We start from the raw sequence: 18,538 nt of genomic DNA, 5'->3' as shown, positions 1-18,538 counted from the left end.
CTCCGTTATTTAAATTGCTTCAGGAAACGCAGGTCGTTTTCGAAAAACGCACGTAGATCGTTTACGCCGTAACGCAGCATAGTTAAACGCTCAACGCCCATACCAAAAGCAAAACCAGAGTATTTTTCTGGATCGATGCCCACGCTACGCAGCACATTTGGGTGCACCATACCGCAGCCTAACACTTCTAACCATTTGCCGTTTTTACCCATTACGTCCACTTCGGCTGAAGGCTCAGTGAACGGGAAGTAAGAAGGACGGAAACGCACCTGCAAATCTTCCTCAAAGAAGTTACGCAGGAAGTCATGCAACACGCCTTTTAATTCGGCGAAGTTAACGTTTTCATCCACCAGCAAACCTTCCACTTGGTGGAACATTGGCGTGTGAGTTTGGTCGTAGTCGTTACGATATACACGACCCGGTGAAATAATCCGAAGCGGCGGCTTTTCCGTTTCCATAGTACGAATTTGCACGCCCGATGTTTGGGTACGCAGCATCAGCTTAGGATTAAAATAGAACGTATCGTGGTCGGCACGCGCTGGGTGGTGCTCAGAGATATTCAAGGCGTCGAAGTTATGGAAATCATCTTCGATTTCAGGGCCTTGTTTTACCGAAAACCCTAATTCCCCAAAAAAGGTTTCGATACGTTCAATGGTGCGCGTCACTGGGTGTAAACCACCGATTTCGATAGTGCGGCCAGGTAGTGTCACATCAATCTTTTCGGCAATTAACTTGGCTTCCAGTTCGGCACTTTTCAGGCCGTCGATGCGCTCAGTTAATTTCTGTTGAATGGCCTGCTTCGCATCATTGACCGCCTGACCAAAAGCGGGTTTTTCTTCAGGACTTAAGCTGCCCATCATTTTCATCATGTCGGTGATCTTACCCTTCTTACCCAGGTAATCGACACGGATATCATCCAGTGCTTTTAGATCACTGGCCTGGTCAATAATGACTAAGGCTTGTTCTACGATCTCAGTTAACTGCTGCATTTTCTCTTCCACTGCATAGTCGCGCTTGATAAACAAGTGCTATGGGCGCCAAACTTTCAGGCTATTTGGGTGCTCAGGTTATCGGGCGTTAATGCCAGACGCTTTGCTAGCTATAACGAAATAAAAGGAGAGAAATTTTACGCGAGCGAGCGGCATATTACTAGGGTTTATTCGGGGTTTTTATCATGCAAATTCATGTGTTACCCCAACAAATGCCGCGAGTTTGAGAACAACAAATCACGATTGCTGATTTTTACAGCAAACGATTCCTTACCTGCTACCACTAGCTACACATGTAGCTAAACTGTAAACTTATGTTTGTACCTTGCCAAAATTGCAGCAAATAAACCCAAAATGGCTGCAATTGGACAACAATAATACAAGCAACTGCTTACAAGACAGAAAATCATAAAGTCTATGGCAAACCGACCGATATCCATTTGGTCACAGCCCAATTTATCGAGGCGCTAATGAAAGAAGTAAAATTTCGCTGGATAGATCAATATCTTATCCATATGACCTTAAAAACCAAATTTGCAATTCTCGCCCTAGTTCCCATGTTTATGATTGTGGGATTAGCGGTATTTTTAAATACTCAGTTTAGGGATACCCTGCTCGAAAGCCATTTGTATGGGCTGCTAGACACTTCCCAGAAAATCAATCAACTCGCCGCCCAGGTTTCTAGCAAGCTACCCGAGCAAGAAAGACAAAATTTACCTCATCTGCTAAGCCAAGGCTTACAGAATGTTCAGATTGTTACAGTTTCTGAGGCTGATAGCCGCGCACAAACCCTTGCACGCAGTGGGGGCGGTATTGATACCAGCAGTTCACCTAATCGGGCGGTTAGCTCGGTTAATGATCAAAATATGCTGACCATCATTCCCGTCGACGATCGTCAACTGAACGCCCTTTTAGCCGATGACAATATCTTAGTCTACAGCCTAATGGCGGTGCTGTTATTCGTGCTCTTCCTGTTTAGCTACTACATCTCCACCTTTGTGGGCGGTGCGCTCTACACCACAGTGATGGCACTTAAACGCGCAGCCTCGGGAGATTTGACTGGCCGATTAAACTTCTTCGAAGTGAAAGATGAATTCAGCATCTTAGCCATTAGCATCGACACTCTAGTCGAGCGTCAACACAACTTGGTGAAGCAAATTGCTGAATCCACCAGTAAAATCCGCGAAGTGGTTTCATCTTTTAGAAGCACGGCACAGCAAGGACAAGCCCTTGCGGTCAATCAACGTCAGCACCTCGATTCCTTAGCCACGGCGATGGAAGAAATGACCGCTGCGGTTAAAGAAGTGGCACGCAACGCCGAGCAATCCTCCGCCGAAACCCAAGAGGCGAATCAGCAGGTGAATGCGGGCTCTAAGGATATTGAAACCACAGTAAGCGCAATTGATGTACTGTCGGATGAGATTTCTGCCGCCTCAGATGCGGTCAATATCCTCAACGAAAACGCCAGTAAAATCGATGAAGTGGTGTCGACCATTAATGCCATTTCGCAACAAACTAACCTACTCGCCCTCAACGCCGCGATTGAAGCGGCGCGTGCTGGCGAACAGGGCCGAGGTTTTGCGGTGGTCGCCGATGAGGTGAGAACCCTTGCCGGTCGCACACAGGCGGCAACGGTTGAAATCAAGTCGATGATCGAGTCATTGCAACAAGGTAGCCGCAACCTGACGCAAGTCATGTCGCGCACCGTTAACCAAGCGAGTGAGGGCAAACAACATGTGCTGCAAACGGGTAAAGATCTCGAATCCATTGCTCACCACAGCAGCCGCGTGTTCGAAATGAGTGTGTTGATTGCCACATCTGCGGAAGAACAATCGGCCGTGGCTAACGAAATCGCCACCAATCTGATGGAAATTCGCAATCAATCCCACGATGTCGAGCAATCGGCGAACCAATCTGTGTCGGGTTGTGATGAATTACAAGCCACCGCAGGCCAACTTGATCAACTGATGGTTGGATTAAAAGTCTAATTCTTAAAAAGTCTGAGTTTAGCTAGGAAGGGATAGTTTTATTCCTTCTTAGCTTTACATTGCGCGCGTTTAATGTCGTCATAATGCTCAAATTGAGTATTAATCCTTGGACCAAGATAAATCACGACCTCTCTTGCCCCAGCGCCCAAAGCAAGTTCACGCAGTACCCTATCCTCAATATCGGTGAGGCCACCTTCGGTCTTTTCTAACTGGTGTACAATCACCCGCGGCGCCGCGCGAAATCCAGATTTATGAAGATGCGAAATGCCATATTGGAGCAGTTTTTCAGCGAGTTCAAAGCTTGCTACAAACATTCGAGGGTGTGAAAACGGATTAACAATGCGAATTCCCTCACCGTCCAATGTTTTAGCCCCATGGCCGATAGCTTTGATCATTGTCTTGTTGTGGTCAGTAACAAGTGCGAGTATAGGTTCATACTCGATACTGGCCTTATCGCCAAAAGCGTTTATCGTAATTTTAGCTTCACTTAACTCAATTAATAAGTCTTTAGAAATTAACCCTTTTAGCCAAGTAAACACATCTATTCTCCCGAAAAGGATATTTCCAGATAAAGCTTGCCTGCCCCAACGATTATTTTTCTATCAAGGTATTTGCCTTAAAAAGGCTAACGCTTGATCTAAATCTCGGGTACGGGACATCGGCGGCAGGGAGTTTAAAAAGGCCTGTCCGTAGGCGCGATTCACAATTCGATTATCACAGAGAATGAGTACACCACAGTCCTTTTCGTCACGAATCAAACGTCCAACCCCTTGTTTGAGCGCAATAATCGCTTGAGGTAATGACACTTGAGTAAAAGGATCGCCCCCCTGACGGCTGATATTGTCGGCGCGGGCACGGTAAAGTGGCTCATCGGGTGACACGAAAGGCAACTTATCGATAATCACGCAGCTTAATAACTTACCGCGTACGTCCACACCTTCCCAAAAACTGCTGGTGCCGAGTAATACCGCATTCCCCAGTTGGCGAAACTTGGTCAGCAGACTCTGCTTGCCCGCCTGCCCTTGCACCAATAGTGGATATTGAGTGCGACTTCGCAAAGCCAGCGCGGTTTGCTCGAGCATTTTATGGCTGGTAAACAGAATAAAGGTTCGCCCCTGCGCCGCCTCAATCGCTTTGACACACACATCGACTAACTGTTTAAGTGCCTGCTGCTGATTCGCCACATTCCCCAGTTGCCTCGGCACACAAAATAGCGCCTGACGCGGATAATCGAAGGGACTGTCTAAAATATGTGCTTTGGCATCACTGATCCCAAGCTCCTGCGCAAAATGGTCTAGGCTACGGTTCACTTGCAGGGTCGCCGAAGTAAATATCCAGCTAGTATTGGCCACAAATAGCTGCTGACACTCGCGGGCAATATTGATGGGCGACATACGTAGCATGACAAAGCGGCTACCAAACTCAACGCTGTACGCCGCCTGCGGGTTATCACAATTAAAAAATTGATTGAGTTTATGGTTAAGCTCAGTCAGCTTTACCGCAATATCATCCAATAATTCACTGCGCCCCACGTGCACAAGTAACAGCTTTTGCAATGCGGTTAATTCTGCCAATAAATCCCAAGAGGCTAAGGCGATGAATTTATTGCCAAGTTGCAGCCGCCAATCCGACTCGCCGCTCGAAAATAATGCATTATGCCACTCACTTAACTTGCTTAAACAGCGCTGGCAGAATTGAGCAATCTGCCCTGTATCGCTGAGCTCAGTTTGATAAATCTGCAATAACTTTTGCAAATAGTCATCAATAGTGCGACTCGAGGATTGCTGGCCAAAGTAACTGACGCAGATATCAGGCAGCAAATGCGCCTCATCAAAGATCACGACATCGGGATCGGGTAATAGCTCGGCAAAGCCCGTATCCTTTAACACGCTGTCGGCAAAGAATAAGTGATGATTCACCACGATGATTTTGGCGTCCATGGCGCGGCCGCGGGCCTTACGGGTAAAACAAGCATCATAAAATTCGCAGCGCTGCCCAAGACAGGTCTCTTTGGTACTGACCACTAAGGGAAGCGCGGGAGAGTTTTCGGCAACTGAGGTTAAACCACCAATATCACCATCCTTACTCATGCCAGCCCATTGGTTGATTTTCAGTAAATCATCCAATAAGCGCGCCTCAATATGGCTGGCCACCTGCATCTGCCTATCGAGTCGATGCTGACATAAATAATTATTGCGACCTTTCAATAGCGCAAGCTTGGGTGCTATCCCAAGCATAGAGGTCAATGCGGGTAAATCCTTTAGAAACAATTGCTCTTGCAGGTTTTTACTGCCCGTGCTCACGATCACTTGCTTGCCACTTAAGATGGCAGGAATTAAATATGCGAAGGTTTTACCGACCCCTGTGCCCGCTTCGATCAGTGCATTGCCCTTGCTGGCAATCGCTTCACTGATGATTTGCGCCATTTCAACCTGACTCTGACGCGCACTAAACCCTTGAATATGCTTGGCGAGTACCCCATCTCTGGCAAAAGCGCGCAGCACTTCACTCGCCAATCGGCTCATCGGACGTTGAGCGTCGCTCGACTGCTGATTGGATTGCTGAAGTTTGGCTTGCCGCATAGCTGGGCGTCGGGTGTGATTCAAGGGCGAGCAAGGTCCTTTCATAGGGTTAAAAAATACGGTTCAGAGATGGCTAAATCTGGGTAAATTAGTCAGCAAGCGTTAAAGAGCCTGATTCCGTCAGGCCGCAGTGTAATTAAGCCCGCCTAATAATACCAATAGTTTCAGTCCTGCGCCGAATTCAACATGAGCATAATTTTATGCGAGAATATTGCGGAGTTGGTGGCCAGTCGTTAATGCACTTTAAAAGGTTGGCGCTCATCAGCCACAGAGCACGGTTTATAACGCGACAGGATGATTCGATGAAATACCCTTCTGGTTTTTTACTATTGTTGGCTTTTAGCCACGTTACTTGGGCAGGTTGCGATGAAGTAACGTCGCAATGCCTCGTCATAAATGGGGGTAAAGAGCATTCTGAATCCTGTGAAATCGCGATTTGCGCCAATATGAACGAGTATATAGTGGATGTTGCGCTAGAAAATGGTGGTACGATTTTTATGAGACAGGATAACCAATCGCAGCTGATTCGTGTTAATGGCAACCCAGGTATCTTCATTAGGCCGTCCCCCGAGAAAACCGGTCAAACCTGTTATGCTATGGCAGATAAAAACCTAACTTACTGCTTGCCAGATGCAGTGCTGTAATGAATATTGATAACCAGCGACGTCTGAAATAACAGACAGCAGGAATGATTGCGAGCCACTTCTCATATAGGTCAGCGTGAAGCAGAGATTAACCATGCAAACGACATTATCACTGTCACAATATGCGAAAAAGCGAAATGGTGTACCACTGGGTGCCAGTCACTCGATGAGGAATATGCTATCACGCGCCCTTGGCGCTAAGTCATTCGCTATTTTTTGGCATTACTGGAATCCGATTTGGGGTTATTATTTATCTCGTAATGTCATGCGCCCTCTCAGTCAGTTTCTACCCATGTGGCTCGCCGTCTTGCTCACCTTTTTAGTCAGTGGTGCGCTGCATGATCTCGCCGTTGCTCTGGTTAAATGGCAAGCCATGTTCTTTTTTACACCTTGGTTTGGCATCATGGGAGTTATCGTAATTGCCTCAAATAAATATGATCTGTCCTACGGTGCATTGTCTTGGATTATGCGGGCCTTGATTAATTTACTGTTTATTTTCTCATCGTTTGCGTTAACCGAATTAATGCTGAGTCTGTTGAGGCCTTAAGCCTAATTCTGTCGGTTTAATTAACTCGCCATAATGATGTAAATGATGCTCGCACAAAAGGATATGTCATGCGATTAACATTAACCTTGGAAACCCTATTATCCCAACTCGATTCTTTTTCGTGGCACTTGGATGTGTATAAAACCTTAGAGCAAGCATTGAACCCCACAATGACGATGTTAATCATTGACGATGAACTTGAAGAGGAGCGCGACCTACACGATGAGCCTCTCTACCCGCAAACTCAAGGTTATCAATACTTTTTAAGTATTGCGGATTTGCAAAGCATCAAGGCTAATTTAGTGCAACAGCTGCCTAATGCCAGCTTACATGACATAATTCATGCAGTCAGTTATTACTATCAAAACGATGCTTATATGAATTTAGAGAGCTAACCGCTTTAATTAAGTTTTATAAGATAAATTAAAACAATTGTTAAAGGTTAAAATAGAATCAGCTATGGATAAAAAAGCAAAAAGGATTTTATTCTCCACCTATTGGAAGAATGGTTGGATTGACGTAAAAAATAGAAGTCTCTCCGAATCCGATTTTAGCTACGCCAAATCGAAAGGATTAATGTTTGATCCTTTAACTATCTCCCATGATGAATGCATCCTTGCCATCGCATCGCTAGTTAAAGGCTTATCGCCAGCACAAGTAACAAAAGGATTTTTAAGTAGTCTAACCTCTAGGCGATTGGATTGGCGCTCATCCCTTGCATCCTATGCGATCGCCAAAAAAATCCCATCACATCAATATACACCTGTTATTTCAGGCACGTCCTACACGAATGACAAACCAACGGCACACTCCTATACCTGTGGCATTTGCCGAGATAGTCAATATGGCATCCGAGGAAGCGAATCCTATATCGAGATGGATATTAACGTATTCAATTTCGAGCGTATAAAATGGGGCGGCGTGCGCCATGGGGATATTTTGTATACCTATTTTGATTTAAGCCAATTTATTAATGCCGATATTCCAGAGCCAACGTCGGATGATATTGCCTGTTTTAGAGCGATATTAACGACTATCGAAACGTCTGACCCGAGCGATTATCCCAGCACACTAGAGAAAAGATTAGCGAGTGTAATTAAATCGAGTAAAGCTGAGCGACAAATTTTAATCGAAATATTAGCCAGTCTGGGAATATTAAAACCTCGTTGTTTCGATAGACAACGCCAAGGCAAAAATGACTGGGTATTTGCCGAATATTGGCGTGGTGAAGACAAATATTGCCAACAAACAGTTGATCGCCTGTTTGGAAAATATTTAGCACAATAAAAAGGATGTCACGCGCTAATCCAGCATTAGCGCTTTGACTGACACTTAGTCTCAATCAACAGTCTAGATTGAACGCTGTTAGACAAGATTTACCATACTTACCGCCAGCCGAATTTGTCTAAACGCAGCGTCGGCTTTGACCCATCCCCTAGGAAACCTCAAGTATTCGTCCTTCTTGCGATAAGCATATTATCGTCCTGTGACCATCAAGATGAAACATTTTCACAAAGCGCATAAATATTCTTATTTAGTTAAAATTAGCTGTTGCAAACGGCACAGAAAGCGGTTAGCTTAAAAAAACGTTCTATGGATAAGTATCCATCAACACCGAATTTAACAGAATACAGAGTATAGAGAGTCATATGAGCCCGTTACTGAACGCTATCCACCATCATCACCACCATATGCGGTAGCCTTCGGACGCTCACTGCCGGAGGACTGTATCCTTCTGGCGGACTGATTCAAAGATGATCACTAACCCCTGGAAGGAATTCCGGGGGTTTTTGCTTTTAGGCTTTTTAACTAACGATTTAACAGCTAATTAGTAATTAATTTCAATATGTTAACCGCCACATTTACTGGCGGTGCCGATAAACCAGTTAAAGCGTGAAACGAAAGAATATCATTTTGAATTTGTTAACTTTGAGCGAGATAAAATTATGACTGAATCAAACCGTTTACGTATCGCCATTCAAAAATCGGGTCGCCTATCGACCGATTCTCAGCAATTACTCAAGAGCTGCGGCGTTAAATTTTCCATTAATGAACAACGTCTTATCGCACACGCAGACAACATGCCTATCGATTTACTCAGAGTGCGTGACGATGATATTCCAGGGCTGGTGATGGATGGCGTGGTCGATTTAGGCATTATTGGTGAGAATGTGCTTGAAGAAGAGCAAATTGAGCGCCAAACCTTAAATAAACCCGCCGAGTTTGTGAAGTTACGCCAACTGGATTTTGGGGCCTGCCGCCTGTCGTTAGCCGTACCAAGCGAATTTAGCTATGCCGATGCCTCATCTTTGGAAGGCTTGAGAATTGCCACCTCCTACCCCAATCTGCTGCGCCGTTTTATGCAACAAAAAGGCATAAGTTATCGCGACTGTATGTTAAAAGGCTCGGTTGAAGTCGCGCCGCGTGCAGGGCTTGCCGATGGCATTTGTGACTTAGTCTCCACCGGCGCCACCCTTGAGGCCAACGGTTTATACGAGACCGAAGTCATCTACCGCTCCATGGCCTGTATTATTCAATCGACCCAAACCCAAACGCCGAGCAAACAAGCGCTAATTGACAGAATTTTATCCCGCGTAAACGGCGTGATCCGCGCCCGTGAAAGTAAATATATTTTGCTGCACGCCCCCACAGAAACCTTAGATCAAATTGTTGCCCTGCTGCCCGGCGCCGAAAACCCCACGGTGCTGCCATTAAACGACGATACTAATCGAGTGGCCATCCACGCCGTCAGTACCGAAGATTTATTCTGGGACACCATGGAAGAGCTCACCGCGCTCGGCGCCAGCTCTATCCTAGTCATGCCAATTGAAAAAATGATGGGGTGATCTATGGATATTTTGACTTGGGCAGCCTTATCCGCCGATGAACAACAAGCCGCGCTCCAACGCTCACCTTTAATCGGTGACAGCGGCTTAGAACAAAGTGTTCGGGCGATTGTTGATGCCGTGGCTAGCCGTGGCGATGCGGCGCTAAAAGAGTTTAATCAAAAGTTTGATGGCGCCAAGCTTGTAAATATCAGTAGCGCCAATATCGACAGCCTGCGCTTAAGTGAAAGCGAGATTAGCGCCGCCAGCGCACGAGTCTCGGCAGAACTTAAAGCCGCCATTGCCCAAGCGATGGCCAATATTGATGTGTTCCACAGCGCGCAGCAATTTCGCCCCATAGACATTGAAACCCAAGCGGGTGTTCGCTGCGAGCTTCGTAGCGAACCGATTGAAAAAGTTGGTTTATATATTCCCGGCGGCAGCGCGCCCCTCATTTCGACCGTTATGATGCTGGCCCTGCCCGCCAAAATTGCCGGTTGCGAAAAACGCGTATTGGTGAGTCCACCACCGATTAACGATGCGATTGTGTATGCGGCAAACGCCTGTGGGATCACCGAAATTTACCAAGTGGGCGGCGCGCAAGCTATTGCCGCTCTGGCCTTTGGCACTGAATCCATTCCCAGCGTCGATAAGATTTTTGGCCCAGGTAATCGTTATGTCACCGAAGCCAAACGCTTAGTCTCCCAAGATAGCCGCTGCACTGTGTCTATCGATATGCCAGCGGGACCCTCCGAGGTATTGGTGATTGCCGATAGCGATGCCAATGCGCAGTTTATTGCCGCGGATTTACTCTCGCAAGCGGAGCACGGTCCAGATTCGCAGGTCATTTTAGTCACGGACTCGGAGCCATTAGCACAAGCTGTCAATCAAGCACTCGAATCGCAACTGGCCGCCCTGCCGCGCCAAGAGATTGCCGCGACCGCCCTAAAAGGCAGCCGCACCATTTTGGTCAAAGATATGCAAGAAGCGGCGCTCGTGTCGAATCGCTATGGGCCCGAACACTTAATTATTCAAACCCGCTTCCCACGGGACGTGCTAAAGCATATTCGCGCCGCAGGCTCAGTGTTTTTAGGCGCCTATACACCTGAATCGGTTGGTGATTATGCCAGCGGGACTAACCATGTGTTGCCGACTTACGGTTACAGCCGCGCGGTATCGAGCCTCTCCTTGGCAGACTTTAGCCGCCGCTTTACGGTGCAAGAGAGCAGTGCTAAGGGCCTGCTCGGACTCGGGCAAGCGGTGATGACCCTTGCCAGCAATGAGTTACTCGATGCCCATAAAAATGCGGTCGCGATACGCTTAGCCAGTCTTAAGGACTGATGGAAATTAGTAACGCAATCAACAGTACGCTTAATTAACGCCATAGCAAGACTTAGGATGAATAGGATGAGCCAAGTGCCAACTAGCCAAGCACCAACGAGCACAGCAACAACGAGCAATGTGCCTGTGACAAAGATTCCGAGCGCCAATTGCGCCAGCAATACTCTCGATAACAATACTCTGGATACCACAAACATCGAGCCAACAAACCTTGCAGCACGTCTTGCGCGGCCCGAACTGCTCGAGTTAACGCCTTACCAAAGTGCTCGCAGGCTGGGTGGTCGTGGGGATATTTGGATCAACGCTAACGAATCGCCCTTCAATAATGTGGCAGTCGGCGAGCTCGATTTAACTAAGTTAAATCGTTACCCCGAGTGCCAACCACCCGCATTAATCAGTGCCTACAGCCAATATAGTGCTGTAGCGAAGAACAAAATTGTCGCCAGTCGCGGCGCAGATGAGGCCATCGAGCTGCTTATTCGTGCCTTTTGTATCCCAGGCATCGATTCAATTGCGACCTTTGGGCCCACTTACGGCATGTATGCCATTAGCGCACAAACCTTTAATGTAGGCGTTAATGCGTTAGGCTTAACGGCTGAGTACGGTCTCCCTGCCGACTTTGCAACGGCCGCACGCGGCGCTAAGTTAGTGTTTATCTGCAATCCCAATAACCCAACCGGCACTGTGATTGACAAGGCGCGCATAGAGCAAGCCATCCAAGCCCTGCCCGATGCCATTGTTGTCGTCGATGAGGCTTATATCGAGTTTTGCCCAGAATATAGCGTCGCCGATTTACTCGAGTCTTACCCAAACCTTGTGGTGCTGCGCACCCTTTCAAAGGCCTTTGCCTTAGCGGGCGCACGCTGCGGCTTTTTGCTCGCCAATGAAGAAATTATCAAAATCATCATGCGGGTCATTGCGCCCTATCCAGTGCCACTGCCCGTGAGTGAAGTGGCCGTGCAAGCGCTATCACCTGCTGGGATTGCGCGGATGAAGACCCAAGTGAATGAGCTCAATGCGCAGGGCGAGCGACTCGCGGCGGCGCTGAATTTGTACTGCGAGCAATGGGGCGGTGCCGTACTAACACCCAATGGCAACTATGTGCTCGCCGAATTTGACGATGTAGCCAAAGTGGCGAAGCTACTTATCGACAATGGCATTGTCGCGCGGGCCTATAAGGACCCTAGATTGGCTAAAGCCATTCGTTTTAGCTTCAGCTCTCAGGCTGACACTGACCGCTTAGTGTCGCTATTTGAATCGCAAAAGCTGTGAGCGTTTAGCGCAAGTCTTGTCGCAGCATTGGCCTAATAAACTGATTTTATAAAGATAACAAACTGAATTGAAAGGTAGCAGTATGAACCCAGTATTTACCCCAAATGTCGCCCAGAAAATACTCTTTATCGACCGCGATGGCACCTTGATTGAAGAGCCCATCACCGACAAACAGGTCGATAGCCTCGCCAAATTGGTATTCGAGCCCCAAGTGATCCCCGCCTTACTGCGCCTCCAAAAAGCCGGTTTTCGTTTAGTAATGGTCAGCAATCAAGACGGACTCGGTACCCCTTCCTTCCCGCAGGAAGATTTCGATGCGCCGCACAATATGATGATGCAAATCCTCTCCAGCCAAGGGGTAAAGTTTGAAGATGTACTCATCTGCCCACACTTTAACGATGAAAACTGCAGCTGCCGCAAACCAAAACTAGGGCTGGTGAAAGACTTTTTGACCCAAGGTACCATCGATTTCACCCAGTCCGCCGTGATTGGTGACAGACACACAGATGTGGAACTGGGCAATGCCATGGGGATAAAAAGCTTCCAATATCAACGTGGCAGCCTAGGCTGGGACGCGATTGCCGATGCCTTACTCAACAAGGGCCGCACCGCAACTGTGGTACGCACCACCAAGGAAACCGATATTCGCGTGACTGTCGATCTCGACAATCCCAGCAAAGGCGCCATCAACACTGGCATTGGTTTCTTCGACCATATGCTGGATCAAATCGCCACCCACGGGAATTTCAAAATGGAGGTGAATGTCGATGGCGATCTTGAGATAGACGATCACCACAGCGTTGAAGACACAGCATTGGCAATTGGAGATGCGCTGCGCCAAGCGCTGGGCGATAAACGCGGTATCGCCCGTTTTGGTTTTAGCTTGCCGATGGATGAAGCCAAGGGCGAATGCTTACTGGATCTTTCCGGCAGGCCTTTTATTAAATTCTCCGCCCAATTTGAACGGGAAAAAGTCGGTGAAATGGCGACTGAAATGGTACCGCACTTTTTTCGCTCCTTTGCCGATGGCCTACGTTGCACCCTGCATGTGGCCGCCGAGGGAGACAACGATCACCACAAGGTCGAAGCACTATTTAAAGTGCTGGGCCGTGCGCTGCGTCAGGCAGTCAAAGTTGAAGGTGATGTGTTGCCATCGAGTAAAGGCGTGCTCTAACACCGCACTCAACCTGAGTTAGGTGTGTAATGACCTAATGCAGATTGATTAGCGAATAATACAAAGTCTGATGATTTTAACGAGGGGCAGTTTCAGGAATGTGGCGATAAACCACTTCCCCGCTGACCCATCAATAGGAAAACCCAATGTCAGCAAACATAGATGAATTTGATGTTGTCATCATAGACACAGGTTGCGCCAACTTAAGTTCGGTCCGGTTCGCCTTTGAGCGCCTCGGCGCTAAGGTGTTAGTCACCGATGACAAAGCCAGCATTAAAGCCGCCAAACGAGTGGTACTGCCTGGTGTCGGCAGCGCTGGCGCCGCGATGGCTTCGTTAACGGAAAAAGCCTTAGTCGAATTAATCCAAGCGTTAACTCAACCCGTGCTTGGCGTCTGTTTAGGGATGCAAATGCTCACCCGGCTCTCTAAAGAACGCGGCGGCCAAGCGCTAGATTGCCAATGCCTAGGCATTATTCCAACCGAGATTGACGAGCTAGACCGTCAAGCACTTAAGGCCGAAGGTTTACCTCTGCCGCACATGGGCTGGAACCAACTGACCTTTAGCAATCCGTCTCAGGTTCACCCGCTGTTTGCTGGTGTTCCAGCTGGCAGTTACGTGTATTTTGTGCACAGCTACCGCGCACCATTAAGCGACTACACCTTGGCACAATGCCGTTATGGTGAGGACTTTAGCGCCGCCATCGGTAAAAACAACTTTATGGGCGTGCAATTTCACCCCGAGAAGAGCGCCGCCGTGGGTGCACAAATCCTAGGTAACTTTTTAAAAATGCAGTAAATGCACCAAAAAGAATTTAAGGACAACAGATGATCATTCCAGCAATTGATTTAATTGATGGCCAGGTAGTTAGGCTCTACCAAGGGGATTATGGGCAGCAGACCACCTTCGATTTAAGTCCGCTGGCCCAGTTGCAATCCTACCAAGACCAAGGGGCAAGCTGGCTGCATATTGTAGATTTAACTGGCGCGAAAGATCCTACAAAACGCCAAACGGCTTTGATTGCTAAGCTGACTGCTGGGCTTAACGCCAATATTCAAGTGGGTGGCGGGATCCGCACTGAAGAACAAGTTGCCGAGTTATTATCCCTTGGGGTTAAACGCGTAGTGATAGGCTCGCTCGCCGTCAAAGAGCCCGAGCTAGTCAAAGGCTGGTTTAACAAGTTTGGCAGCGAGGCAATTTGCCTCGCACTGGATGTGAATATCAATCAGAGCGGCGAGAAAATCGTCGCGGTTTCTGGCTGGCAAAGCGGTGGCGGTAAGAGTCTAGAATCTATCGTCGAAGACTTTAGCCAAGTTGGGCTTAAACATGCGCTGGTGACTGACATCAGCCGCGATGGCACCCTCACAGGCGCCAATACCGCACTCTACCGCGAGCTATCCAGCCACTATCCCAATATCGCGTGGCAAGCCTCGGGCGGCATTGCTTCCCTTGAGGATGTTGCCGCCGTCAGAGACAGTGGCGCCGCGGGCATCATTATCGGTAAAGCTTTACTTATCAATCAGTTTAATGTGGCGGAGGCAATCCAATGCTGGCCAAACGAATAGTCCCCTGTTTGGATGTGAAAGATGGCTGCGTGGTCAAAGGTGTACAGTTTCGCAACCATGAAATTGTGGGCGACATCGTACCACTCGCAGCGCGTTACGCCGCAGAAGGCGCCGATGAGCTGGTGTTTTACGATATCACTGCCAGTGCCCACGACCGTGTGGTCGATAAGTCTTGGGTGAGCCGAGTAGCGGAGCAAATCGATATCCCCTTCTGCGTCGCCGGCGGCATTAAAACCATCGGCCAAGCCCGCGAGTTACTGGCCTTTGGCGCGGATAAGATTTCGGTCAACTCACCCGCCCTTAGCGATCCAAGTTTAATCTCGCGTCTGCAGGATGAATTTGGCCGTCAATGTATCGTTATCGGCATAGACTCTTTTTATGATGCGGCAAGCGACAGTTATAAAGTGAAGCAATTTACCGGCGATGAAGCCGCCACCAAAGAAACCGCTTGGTATACCCAGGATTGGGTCGAAGAAGTACAAAAACGCGGCTGCGGCGAAATCGTGCTCAACGTGATGAACCAAGATGGCGTGCGCGGTGGCTATGATATCAAACAGTTAAGCCTAGTACGCCAGTTGTGCGATGTGCCCTTAATCGCCTCGGGCGGCGCTGGCACTATGGCGCATTTTCGCGATGTGTTTACCGAGGCTCAGGTGGATGCGGCGCTGGCAGCCAGCGTGTTCCATAAGGCCATTATCAATATCGGCGAGTTAAAACAGTATTTAGCGGCCGAAGGCATCGCCATTCGCCAGTAACTCAACATCAGTAGCGATTGATACAAATAATAAGGTATGCAGATATGACAACTGGAACCACTTCAAGCTGTTGCCAAGGCCCAGCAAGCGCAGAACTGGTCAATAGCCTCGACTGGGAAAAACAGCAGGGGCTTATCCCTGCGGTTATCCAAAATCACCTATCGGGTAAGGTATTAATGCTCGGATTTATGGATAAAGCCGCGCTACAGCACACGCTGGCGACCGGTGATGTGACGTTTTTTAGCCGCTCTAAGCAACGTTTATGGACCAAGGGCGAAACCTCAGGCCATACCCTAAAATTGGTCGCCATCGATAAAGACTGTGATAACGACAGCCTGCTGGTACAGGTGTTACCCAATGGCCCAACCTGCCATAAAGGCACCGAAAGCTGCTGGCTCGATGGCAATGCCCACCCGTTTTTAAATAATCTGGCCGAGCTTATCGCCTCGCGTAAGGGGCAAAACCCTGAGTCGAGCTACACCGCTTCCCTTTTTGCCCGTGGCACTAAGCGCATCGCCCAAAAAGTCGGTGAAGAAGGGCTCGAAACCGCCTTGGCCGCTGCGACTCACGATAAAGAAGAGCTGATTAACGAGGCATCGGATCTGGTGTATCACTTATTAGTCTTACTTGAAGATCAATCACTAAGCTTAAGTGATATCAACGCCAATTTGCTCGCCCGCCATCAAAAGGCGCAGCAAAAGTAGTCCGCTTTCAAACATCACGGTATCTCTCTGCCGCATTCCTTTTGGTCTACGGCAGAGTACTCTCCATTTTGCATTCAGTGACGGCCAATTAACTTGCTGTTGCTAACCCCGGTTTTACTTAATCCCTGCTGTTGCCAACCCCTTCTAGTGCTAACCAAAGCCTCGCCTCCACAGTCCGTCTTGTAACCCTTAACCTGACCTAAAAACCACACGACGTCACGCAAATTGTACACCTGGCCCCTGACAAAAAATCAGCAAAATACTGTTGTAATGGTTGACAAGTACACCTTAACTGCCTATCGTAGCCAGCGTCCTCGAACCAACACCGAGGCATTGTCGCAACTTATTAACATTTAAGATAAATTTAAAAAACAGAGCAAATTGTCTTTGTTATGTGATGTGACCAAGCCATTAGATGTGGTCAAGTCACTCGATGTCATTAAGTGCCGAATTAACCCCAAGCAAAGGCGAGTTTTATGCGCATTACCACAGCTTATTATCCCTATCTGTAGCCGCAATGGCATAGATAGGCATACTCGCCTGACCTTCCATTGTGGCCATATCCCCAACGATCCGCAGATTGCGCCACGATCCCAATACAGGTACGCCCTCGTACCCTTTAGATCCCAGTATCACGCGCCATTCTGCACAGCTCCTCAATAAAGCACTCATCTGAGACAGTTGAGCCATTAATAAAGACGTTTGAGCGTAAAGTTATGACACAGAATAAATTTTTCGGCAGTTTGCTACTAATTGCAGGCACCACCATTGGCGCGGGTATGCTCGCACTTCCTATCGCCTCTGCAGGACTCGGTTTTGGTGTATCGAGCCTGATTATGTTGCTCCTCTGGGCGCTGATGGCCTACACCGCTCTGCTGATGGTTGAAATCCATCAATTTGCCCCGAGCGATGCGAGCCTGAACCAATTAGCCCGCACGCTTTTGGGCGCCAAGGGCCAAGTGATTGCCAGTGTTGCGTTAATGTTTTTACTTTACGCCCTGTGCGCCGCCTATATCGCAGGTGGCGGCGAGCAAGTTAATCAAAAGCTCAATGCTTGGTTAGGGTTAGATCTGCCACCGCAGGCGGGCGCCGTGTTATTTACCCTGTTAATCGGCACCATTGTCGGCTTAGGCACCCATTGTGTCGATTTGATTAATCGCGTGCTCTTTAGTTTAAAAATCATTGCGTTAATTCTAATGCTGGCCCTATTACTGCCGCAGGTCGAAGGCACACATTTACTCGAGTTGCCACTAGAGCAAGGGCTTATCGTGTCCGCCATTCCAGTGATTTTTACCTCCTTTGGTTTCCATGGTTCGATTCCATCCGTGGTGCGCTACTTAGGCGTTGAGGTAAAAAGCCTGCGTAAAATCATGCTGCTCGGCTCGGCATTACCGCTACTGATTTACCTGCTGTGGCAATTGGGCAGCCAAGGCGTGCTCAGCCAAAGCCAACTGATGACCAATCAGAGTCTTTCACGCTTTATCAATCAGTTAGCCAGCGTTCTGCACAGCCAATACTTAAGTTCTGCCATCAGTGTGTTTGCCGATCTGGCGCTGGCAACCTCCTTTTTAGGGGTGAGCCTAGGTCTGTTTGACTTTATGGCGGCAAACTTAAGGCAGCAGGATAATGCAGCGGGTCGCAGTATCACCGCCGCTATTACCTTCGTGCCTCCTCTGTGTTTTGCCCTCTTTTACCCGCAGGGATTTATTACCGCCCTCGGATATGCGGCGATCGCCCTCGTGATCCTCGCGATTTTTTTACCCGTAACCATGGTGTGGGTACAAAGACAAACGCGCGATAAGGCAAACCTGCCTCAGGGTTACCGCGTCGCGGGGGGGAAGATCGGTTTACTGTTAGCTATGCTCTGTGGAGTTGCCGTGATTGGCGCTCAGCTTTTGGGATAAGCTGCGCGGATACACAATCGCGATAACGCTATTTTACTTTAAGCCGTATAAGTGCCTGTAAAATCAAGATGAATAATGACAGGCACTCAATCTAGCTTCGCGCAAATTTGCCAAGTTCTTTATTAGTCAGCCAGCGGCTTGAGTGTTAAACTGCCGCTAATCCCGCTTGCCGCTGAGCATCGGCAGCCCAAATCGCCTCGCGCTCCCACGGGGAACCGTGCCCAGGCGCTGATGATAAGGATGATATTC

At 48.3% G+C, this 18,538-nt stretch carries 17 protein-coding genes; 14 read left to right on the top strand and 3 right to left on the bottom strand.

Annotated features, from left to right (window positions below):
- Nucleotides 1-5: 5 nt before the first annotated feature.
- Entirely contained in the window at nucleotides 6-989 is a 984-nt protein-coding gene (gene pheS / locus EYR25_RS00865; RefSeq protein ID WP_039978242.1) for a phenylalanine--tRNA ligase subunit alpha, read from the bottom strand.
- Between the two features lie 470 nt (nucleotides 990-1,459).
- Here pheS and EYR25_RS00860 point away from each other — a divergent pair, with 470 nt between their 5' ends.
- Nucleotides 1,460-2,977 (top strand): methyl-accepting chemotaxis protein, encoded by a 1,518-nt coding sequence (locus EYR25_RS00860; RefSeq protein WP_133178200.1) that lies wholly within the window; start codon nucleotides 1,460-1,462, stop codon nucleotides 2,975-2,977.
- A gap of 38 nt (nucleotides 2,978-3,015) precedes the next feature.
- Here EYR25_RS00860 and EYR25_RS00855 read toward each other — a convergent pair whose 3' ends face one another.
- Together EYR25_RS00855 and yoaA are read right to left on the bottom strand one after the other, a co-directional pair.
- Nucleotides 3,016-3,516 (bottom strand): rod shape-determining protein, encoded by a 501-nt coding sequence (locus EYR25_RS00855; protein ID WP_133178199.1) that lies wholly within the window; start codon nucleotides 3,514-3,516, stop codon nucleotides 3,016-3,018.
- Between the two features lie 63 nt (nucleotides 3,517-3,579).
- Nucleotides 3,580-5,502, bottom strand: coding sequence for a DNA repair helicase YoaA (gene yoaA, locus EYR25_RS00850; protein ID WP_165953535.1), 1,923 nt, complete (start codon nucleotides 5,500-5,502; stop codon nucleotides 3,580-3,582).
- Nucleotides 5,503-5,861: 359 nt separating this feature from the next.
- Between yoaA and EYR25_RS00845 the strand changes: the two genes are divergently transcribed.
- From EYR25_RS00845 to EYR25_RS00785, 13 genes are all read left to right on the top strand, one after another.
- Nucleotides 5,862-6,203 (top strand): hypothetical protein, encoded by a 342-nt coding sequence (locus EYR25_RS00845; protein WP_039978216.1) that lies wholly within the window; start codon nucleotides 5,862-5,864, stop codon nucleotides 6,201-6,203.
- Between the two features lie 94 nt (nucleotides 6,204-6,297).
- The gene (locus EYR25_RS00840) at nucleotides 6,298-6,750 is read left to right on the top strand and encodes an MBOAT family O-acyltransferase (RefSeq protein WP_023267307.1); all 453 of its coding nucleotides are present in this window, start codon (nucleotides 6,298-6,300) and stop codon (nucleotides 6,748-6,750) included.
- A gap of 68 nt (nucleotides 6,751-6,818) precedes the next feature.
- A complete protein-coding gene (locus tag EYR25_RS00835) occupies nucleotides 6,819-7,145 on the top strand; it encodes a DUF7716 domain-containing protein (RefSeq protein ID WP_023267308.1) in 327 nt (108 codons plus the stop codon).
- Nucleotides 7,146-7,209: 64 nt separating this feature from the next.
- The gene (locus EYR25_RS00830) at nucleotides 7,210-8,037 is read left to right on the top strand and encodes a hypothetical protein (protein WP_133178198.1); all 828 of its coding nucleotides are present in this window, start codon (nucleotides 7,210-7,212) and stop codon (nucleotides 8,035-8,037) included.
- Between the two features lie 659 nt (nucleotides 8,038-8,696).
- The gene (hisG, locus tag EYR25_RS00825) at nucleotides 8,697-9,596 is read left to right on the top strand and encodes an ATP phosphoribosyltransferase (protein ID WP_088211253.1); all 900 of its coding nucleotides are present in this window, start codon (nucleotides 8,697-8,699) and stop codon (nucleotides 9,594-9,596) included.
- Between the two features lie 3 nt (nucleotides 9,597-9,599).
- Nucleotides 9,600-10,916: a histidinol dehydrogenase gene (hisD, locus tag EYR25_RS00820; protein ID WP_133178197.1), complete on the top strand. Its 1,317-nt coding sequence runs from the start codon at nucleotides 9,600-9,602 to the stop codon at nucleotides 10,914-10,916.
- Nucleotides 10,917-10,982: 66 nt separating this feature from the next.
- Nucleotides 10,983-12,188 carry a histidinol-phosphate transaminase gene (gene hisC, locus EYR25_RS00815; RefSeq protein ID WP_133178196.1) on the top strand — a complete coding sequence of 402 codons (1,206 nt, stop codon included), beginning with the start codon at nucleotides 10,983-10,985 and terminating at the stop codon, nucleotides 12,186-12,188.
- Between the two features lie 82 nt (nucleotides 12,189-12,270).
- Nucleotides 12,271-13,362, top strand: a complete 1,092-nt coding sequence (hisB, locus tag EYR25_RS00810) for a bifunctional histidinol-phosphatase/imidazoleglycerol-phosphate dehydratase HisB (RefSeq protein WP_023267313.1) — start codon at nucleotides 12,271-12,273, stop codon at nucleotides 13,360-13,362.
- A gap of 146 nt (nucleotides 13,363-13,508) precedes the next feature.
- Nucleotides 13,509-14,159 carry an imidazole glycerol phosphate synthase subunit HisH gene (gene hisH, locus EYR25_RS00805; protein ID WP_133178195.1) on the top strand — a complete coding sequence of 217 codons (651 nt, stop codon included), beginning with the start codon at nucleotides 13,509-13,511 and terminating at the stop codon, nucleotides 14,157-14,159.
- Nucleotides 14,160-14,188: 29 nt separating this feature from the next.
- Entirely contained in the window at nucleotides 14,189-14,926 is a 738-nt protein-coding gene (gene hisA, locus EYR25_RS00800; RefSeq protein ID WP_133178194.1) for a 1-(5-phosphoribosyl)-5-[(5-phosphoribosylamino)methylideneamino]imidazole-4-carboxamide isomerase, read from the top strand.
- Complete coding sequence (gene hisF, locus EYR25_RS00795) at nucleotides 14,908-15,681, top strand: imidazole glycerol phosphate synthase subunit HisF (RefSeq protein ID WP_133178193.1); 774 nt, start codon at nucleotides 14,908-14,910, stop codon at nucleotides 15,679-15,681. Before hisA ends, hisF begins: the two co-directional genes overlap by 19 nt.
- A 44-nt stretch (nucleotides 15,682-15,725) precedes the next feature.
- Nucleotides 15,726-16,385: a bifunctional phosphoribosyl-AMP cyclohydrolase/phosphoribosyl-ATP diphosphatase HisIE gene (gene hisIE, locus EYR25_RS00790; protein WP_023267317.1), complete on the top strand. Its 660-nt coding sequence runs from the start codon at nucleotides 15,726-15,728 to the stop codon at nucleotides 16,383-16,385.
- A gap of 716 nt (nucleotides 16,386-17,101) precedes the next feature.
- Nucleotides 17,102-18,289 (top strand): aromatic amino acid transport family protein, encoded by a 1,188-nt coding sequence (locus EYR25_RS00785; RefSeq protein WP_133178192.1) that lies wholly within the window; start codon nucleotides 17,102-17,104, stop codon nucleotides 18,287-18,289.
- Nucleotides 18,290-18,538: the final 249 nt, after the last annotated feature.

Source organism: Shewanella decolorationis (assembly GCF_004354305.1).
GTDB lineage: Bacteria > Pseudomonadota > Gammaproteobacteria > Enterobacterales > Shewanellaceae > Shewanella > Shewanella decolorationis.
The sequence above is the reverse complement of the archived record's forward strand: the minus strand, read 5'-3'. Positions and strand labels throughout refer to the sequence as shown.

What these genes read in the sequence shown, in the direction of transcription:
- hisG (WP_088211253.1), top strand. Translation starts at nt 8,697, where the DNA reads ATGACTGAATCAAACCGTTTACGTATCGCCATTCAAAAATCGGGTCGC.
- EYR25_RS00860 (WP_133178200.1), top strand. Translation starts at nt 1,460, where the DNA reads ATGAAAGAAGTAAAATTTCGCTGGATAGATCAATATCTTATCCATATG.
- yoaA (WP_165953535.1), bottom strand. Translation starts at nt 5,502, where the DNA reads ATGAGCCGATTGGCGAGTGAAGTGCTGCGCGCTTTTGCCAGAGATGGG.
- hisC (WP_133178196.1), top strand. Translation starts at nt 10,983, where the DNA reads ATGAGCCAAGTGCCAACTAGCCAAGCACCAACGAGCACAGCAACAACG.
- hisIE (WP_023267317.1), top strand. Translation starts at nt 15,726, where the DNA reads ATGACAACTGGAACCACTTCAAGCTGTTGCCAAGGCCCAGCAAGCGCA.
- EYR25_RS00840 (WP_023267307.1), top strand. Translation starts at nt 6,298, where the DNA reads ATGCAAACGACATTATCACTGTCACAATATGCGAAAAAGCGAAATGGT.
- EYR25_RS00830 (WP_133178198.1), top strand. Translation starts at nt 7,210, where the DNA reads ATGGATAAAAAAGCAAAAAGGATTTTATTCTCCACCTATTGGAAGAAT.
- EYR25_RS00785 (WP_133178192.1), top strand. Translation starts at nt 17,102, where the DNA reads ATGACACAGAATAAATTTTTCGGCAGTTTGCTACTAATTGCAGGCACC.
- pheS (WP_039978242.1), bottom strand. Translation starts at nt 989, where the DNA reads ATGCAGCAGTTAACTGAGATCGTAGAACAAGCCTTAGTCATTATTGAC.
- hisA (WP_133178194.1), top strand. Translation starts at nt 14,189, where the DNA reads ATGATCATTCCAGCAATTGATTTAATTGATGGCCAGGTAGTTAGGCTC.
- EYR25_RS00845 (WP_039978216.1), top strand. Translation starts at nt 5,862, where the DNA reads ATGAAATACCCTTCTGGTTTTTTACTATTGTTGGCTTTTAGCCACGTT.
- hisH (WP_133178195.1), top strand. Translation starts at nt 13,509, where the DNA reads ATGTCAGCAAACATAGATGAATTTGATGTTGTCATCATAGACACAGGT.
- EYR25_RS00835 (WP_023267308.1), top strand. Translation starts at nt 6,819, where the DNA reads ATGCGATTAACATTAACCTTGGAAACCCTATTATCCCAACTCGATTCT.
- hisB (WP_023267313.1), top strand. Translation starts at nt 12,271, where the DNA reads ATGAACCCAGTATTTACCCCAAATGTCGCCCAGAAAATACTCTTTATC.
- hisD (WP_133178197.1), top strand. Translation starts at nt 9,600, where the DNA reads ATGGATATTTTGACTTGGGCAGCCTTATCCGCCGATGAACAACAAGCC.
- hisF (WP_133178193.1), top strand. Translation starts at nt 14,908, where the DNA reads ATGCTGGCCAAACGAATAGTCCCCTGTTTGGATGTGAAAGATGGCTGC.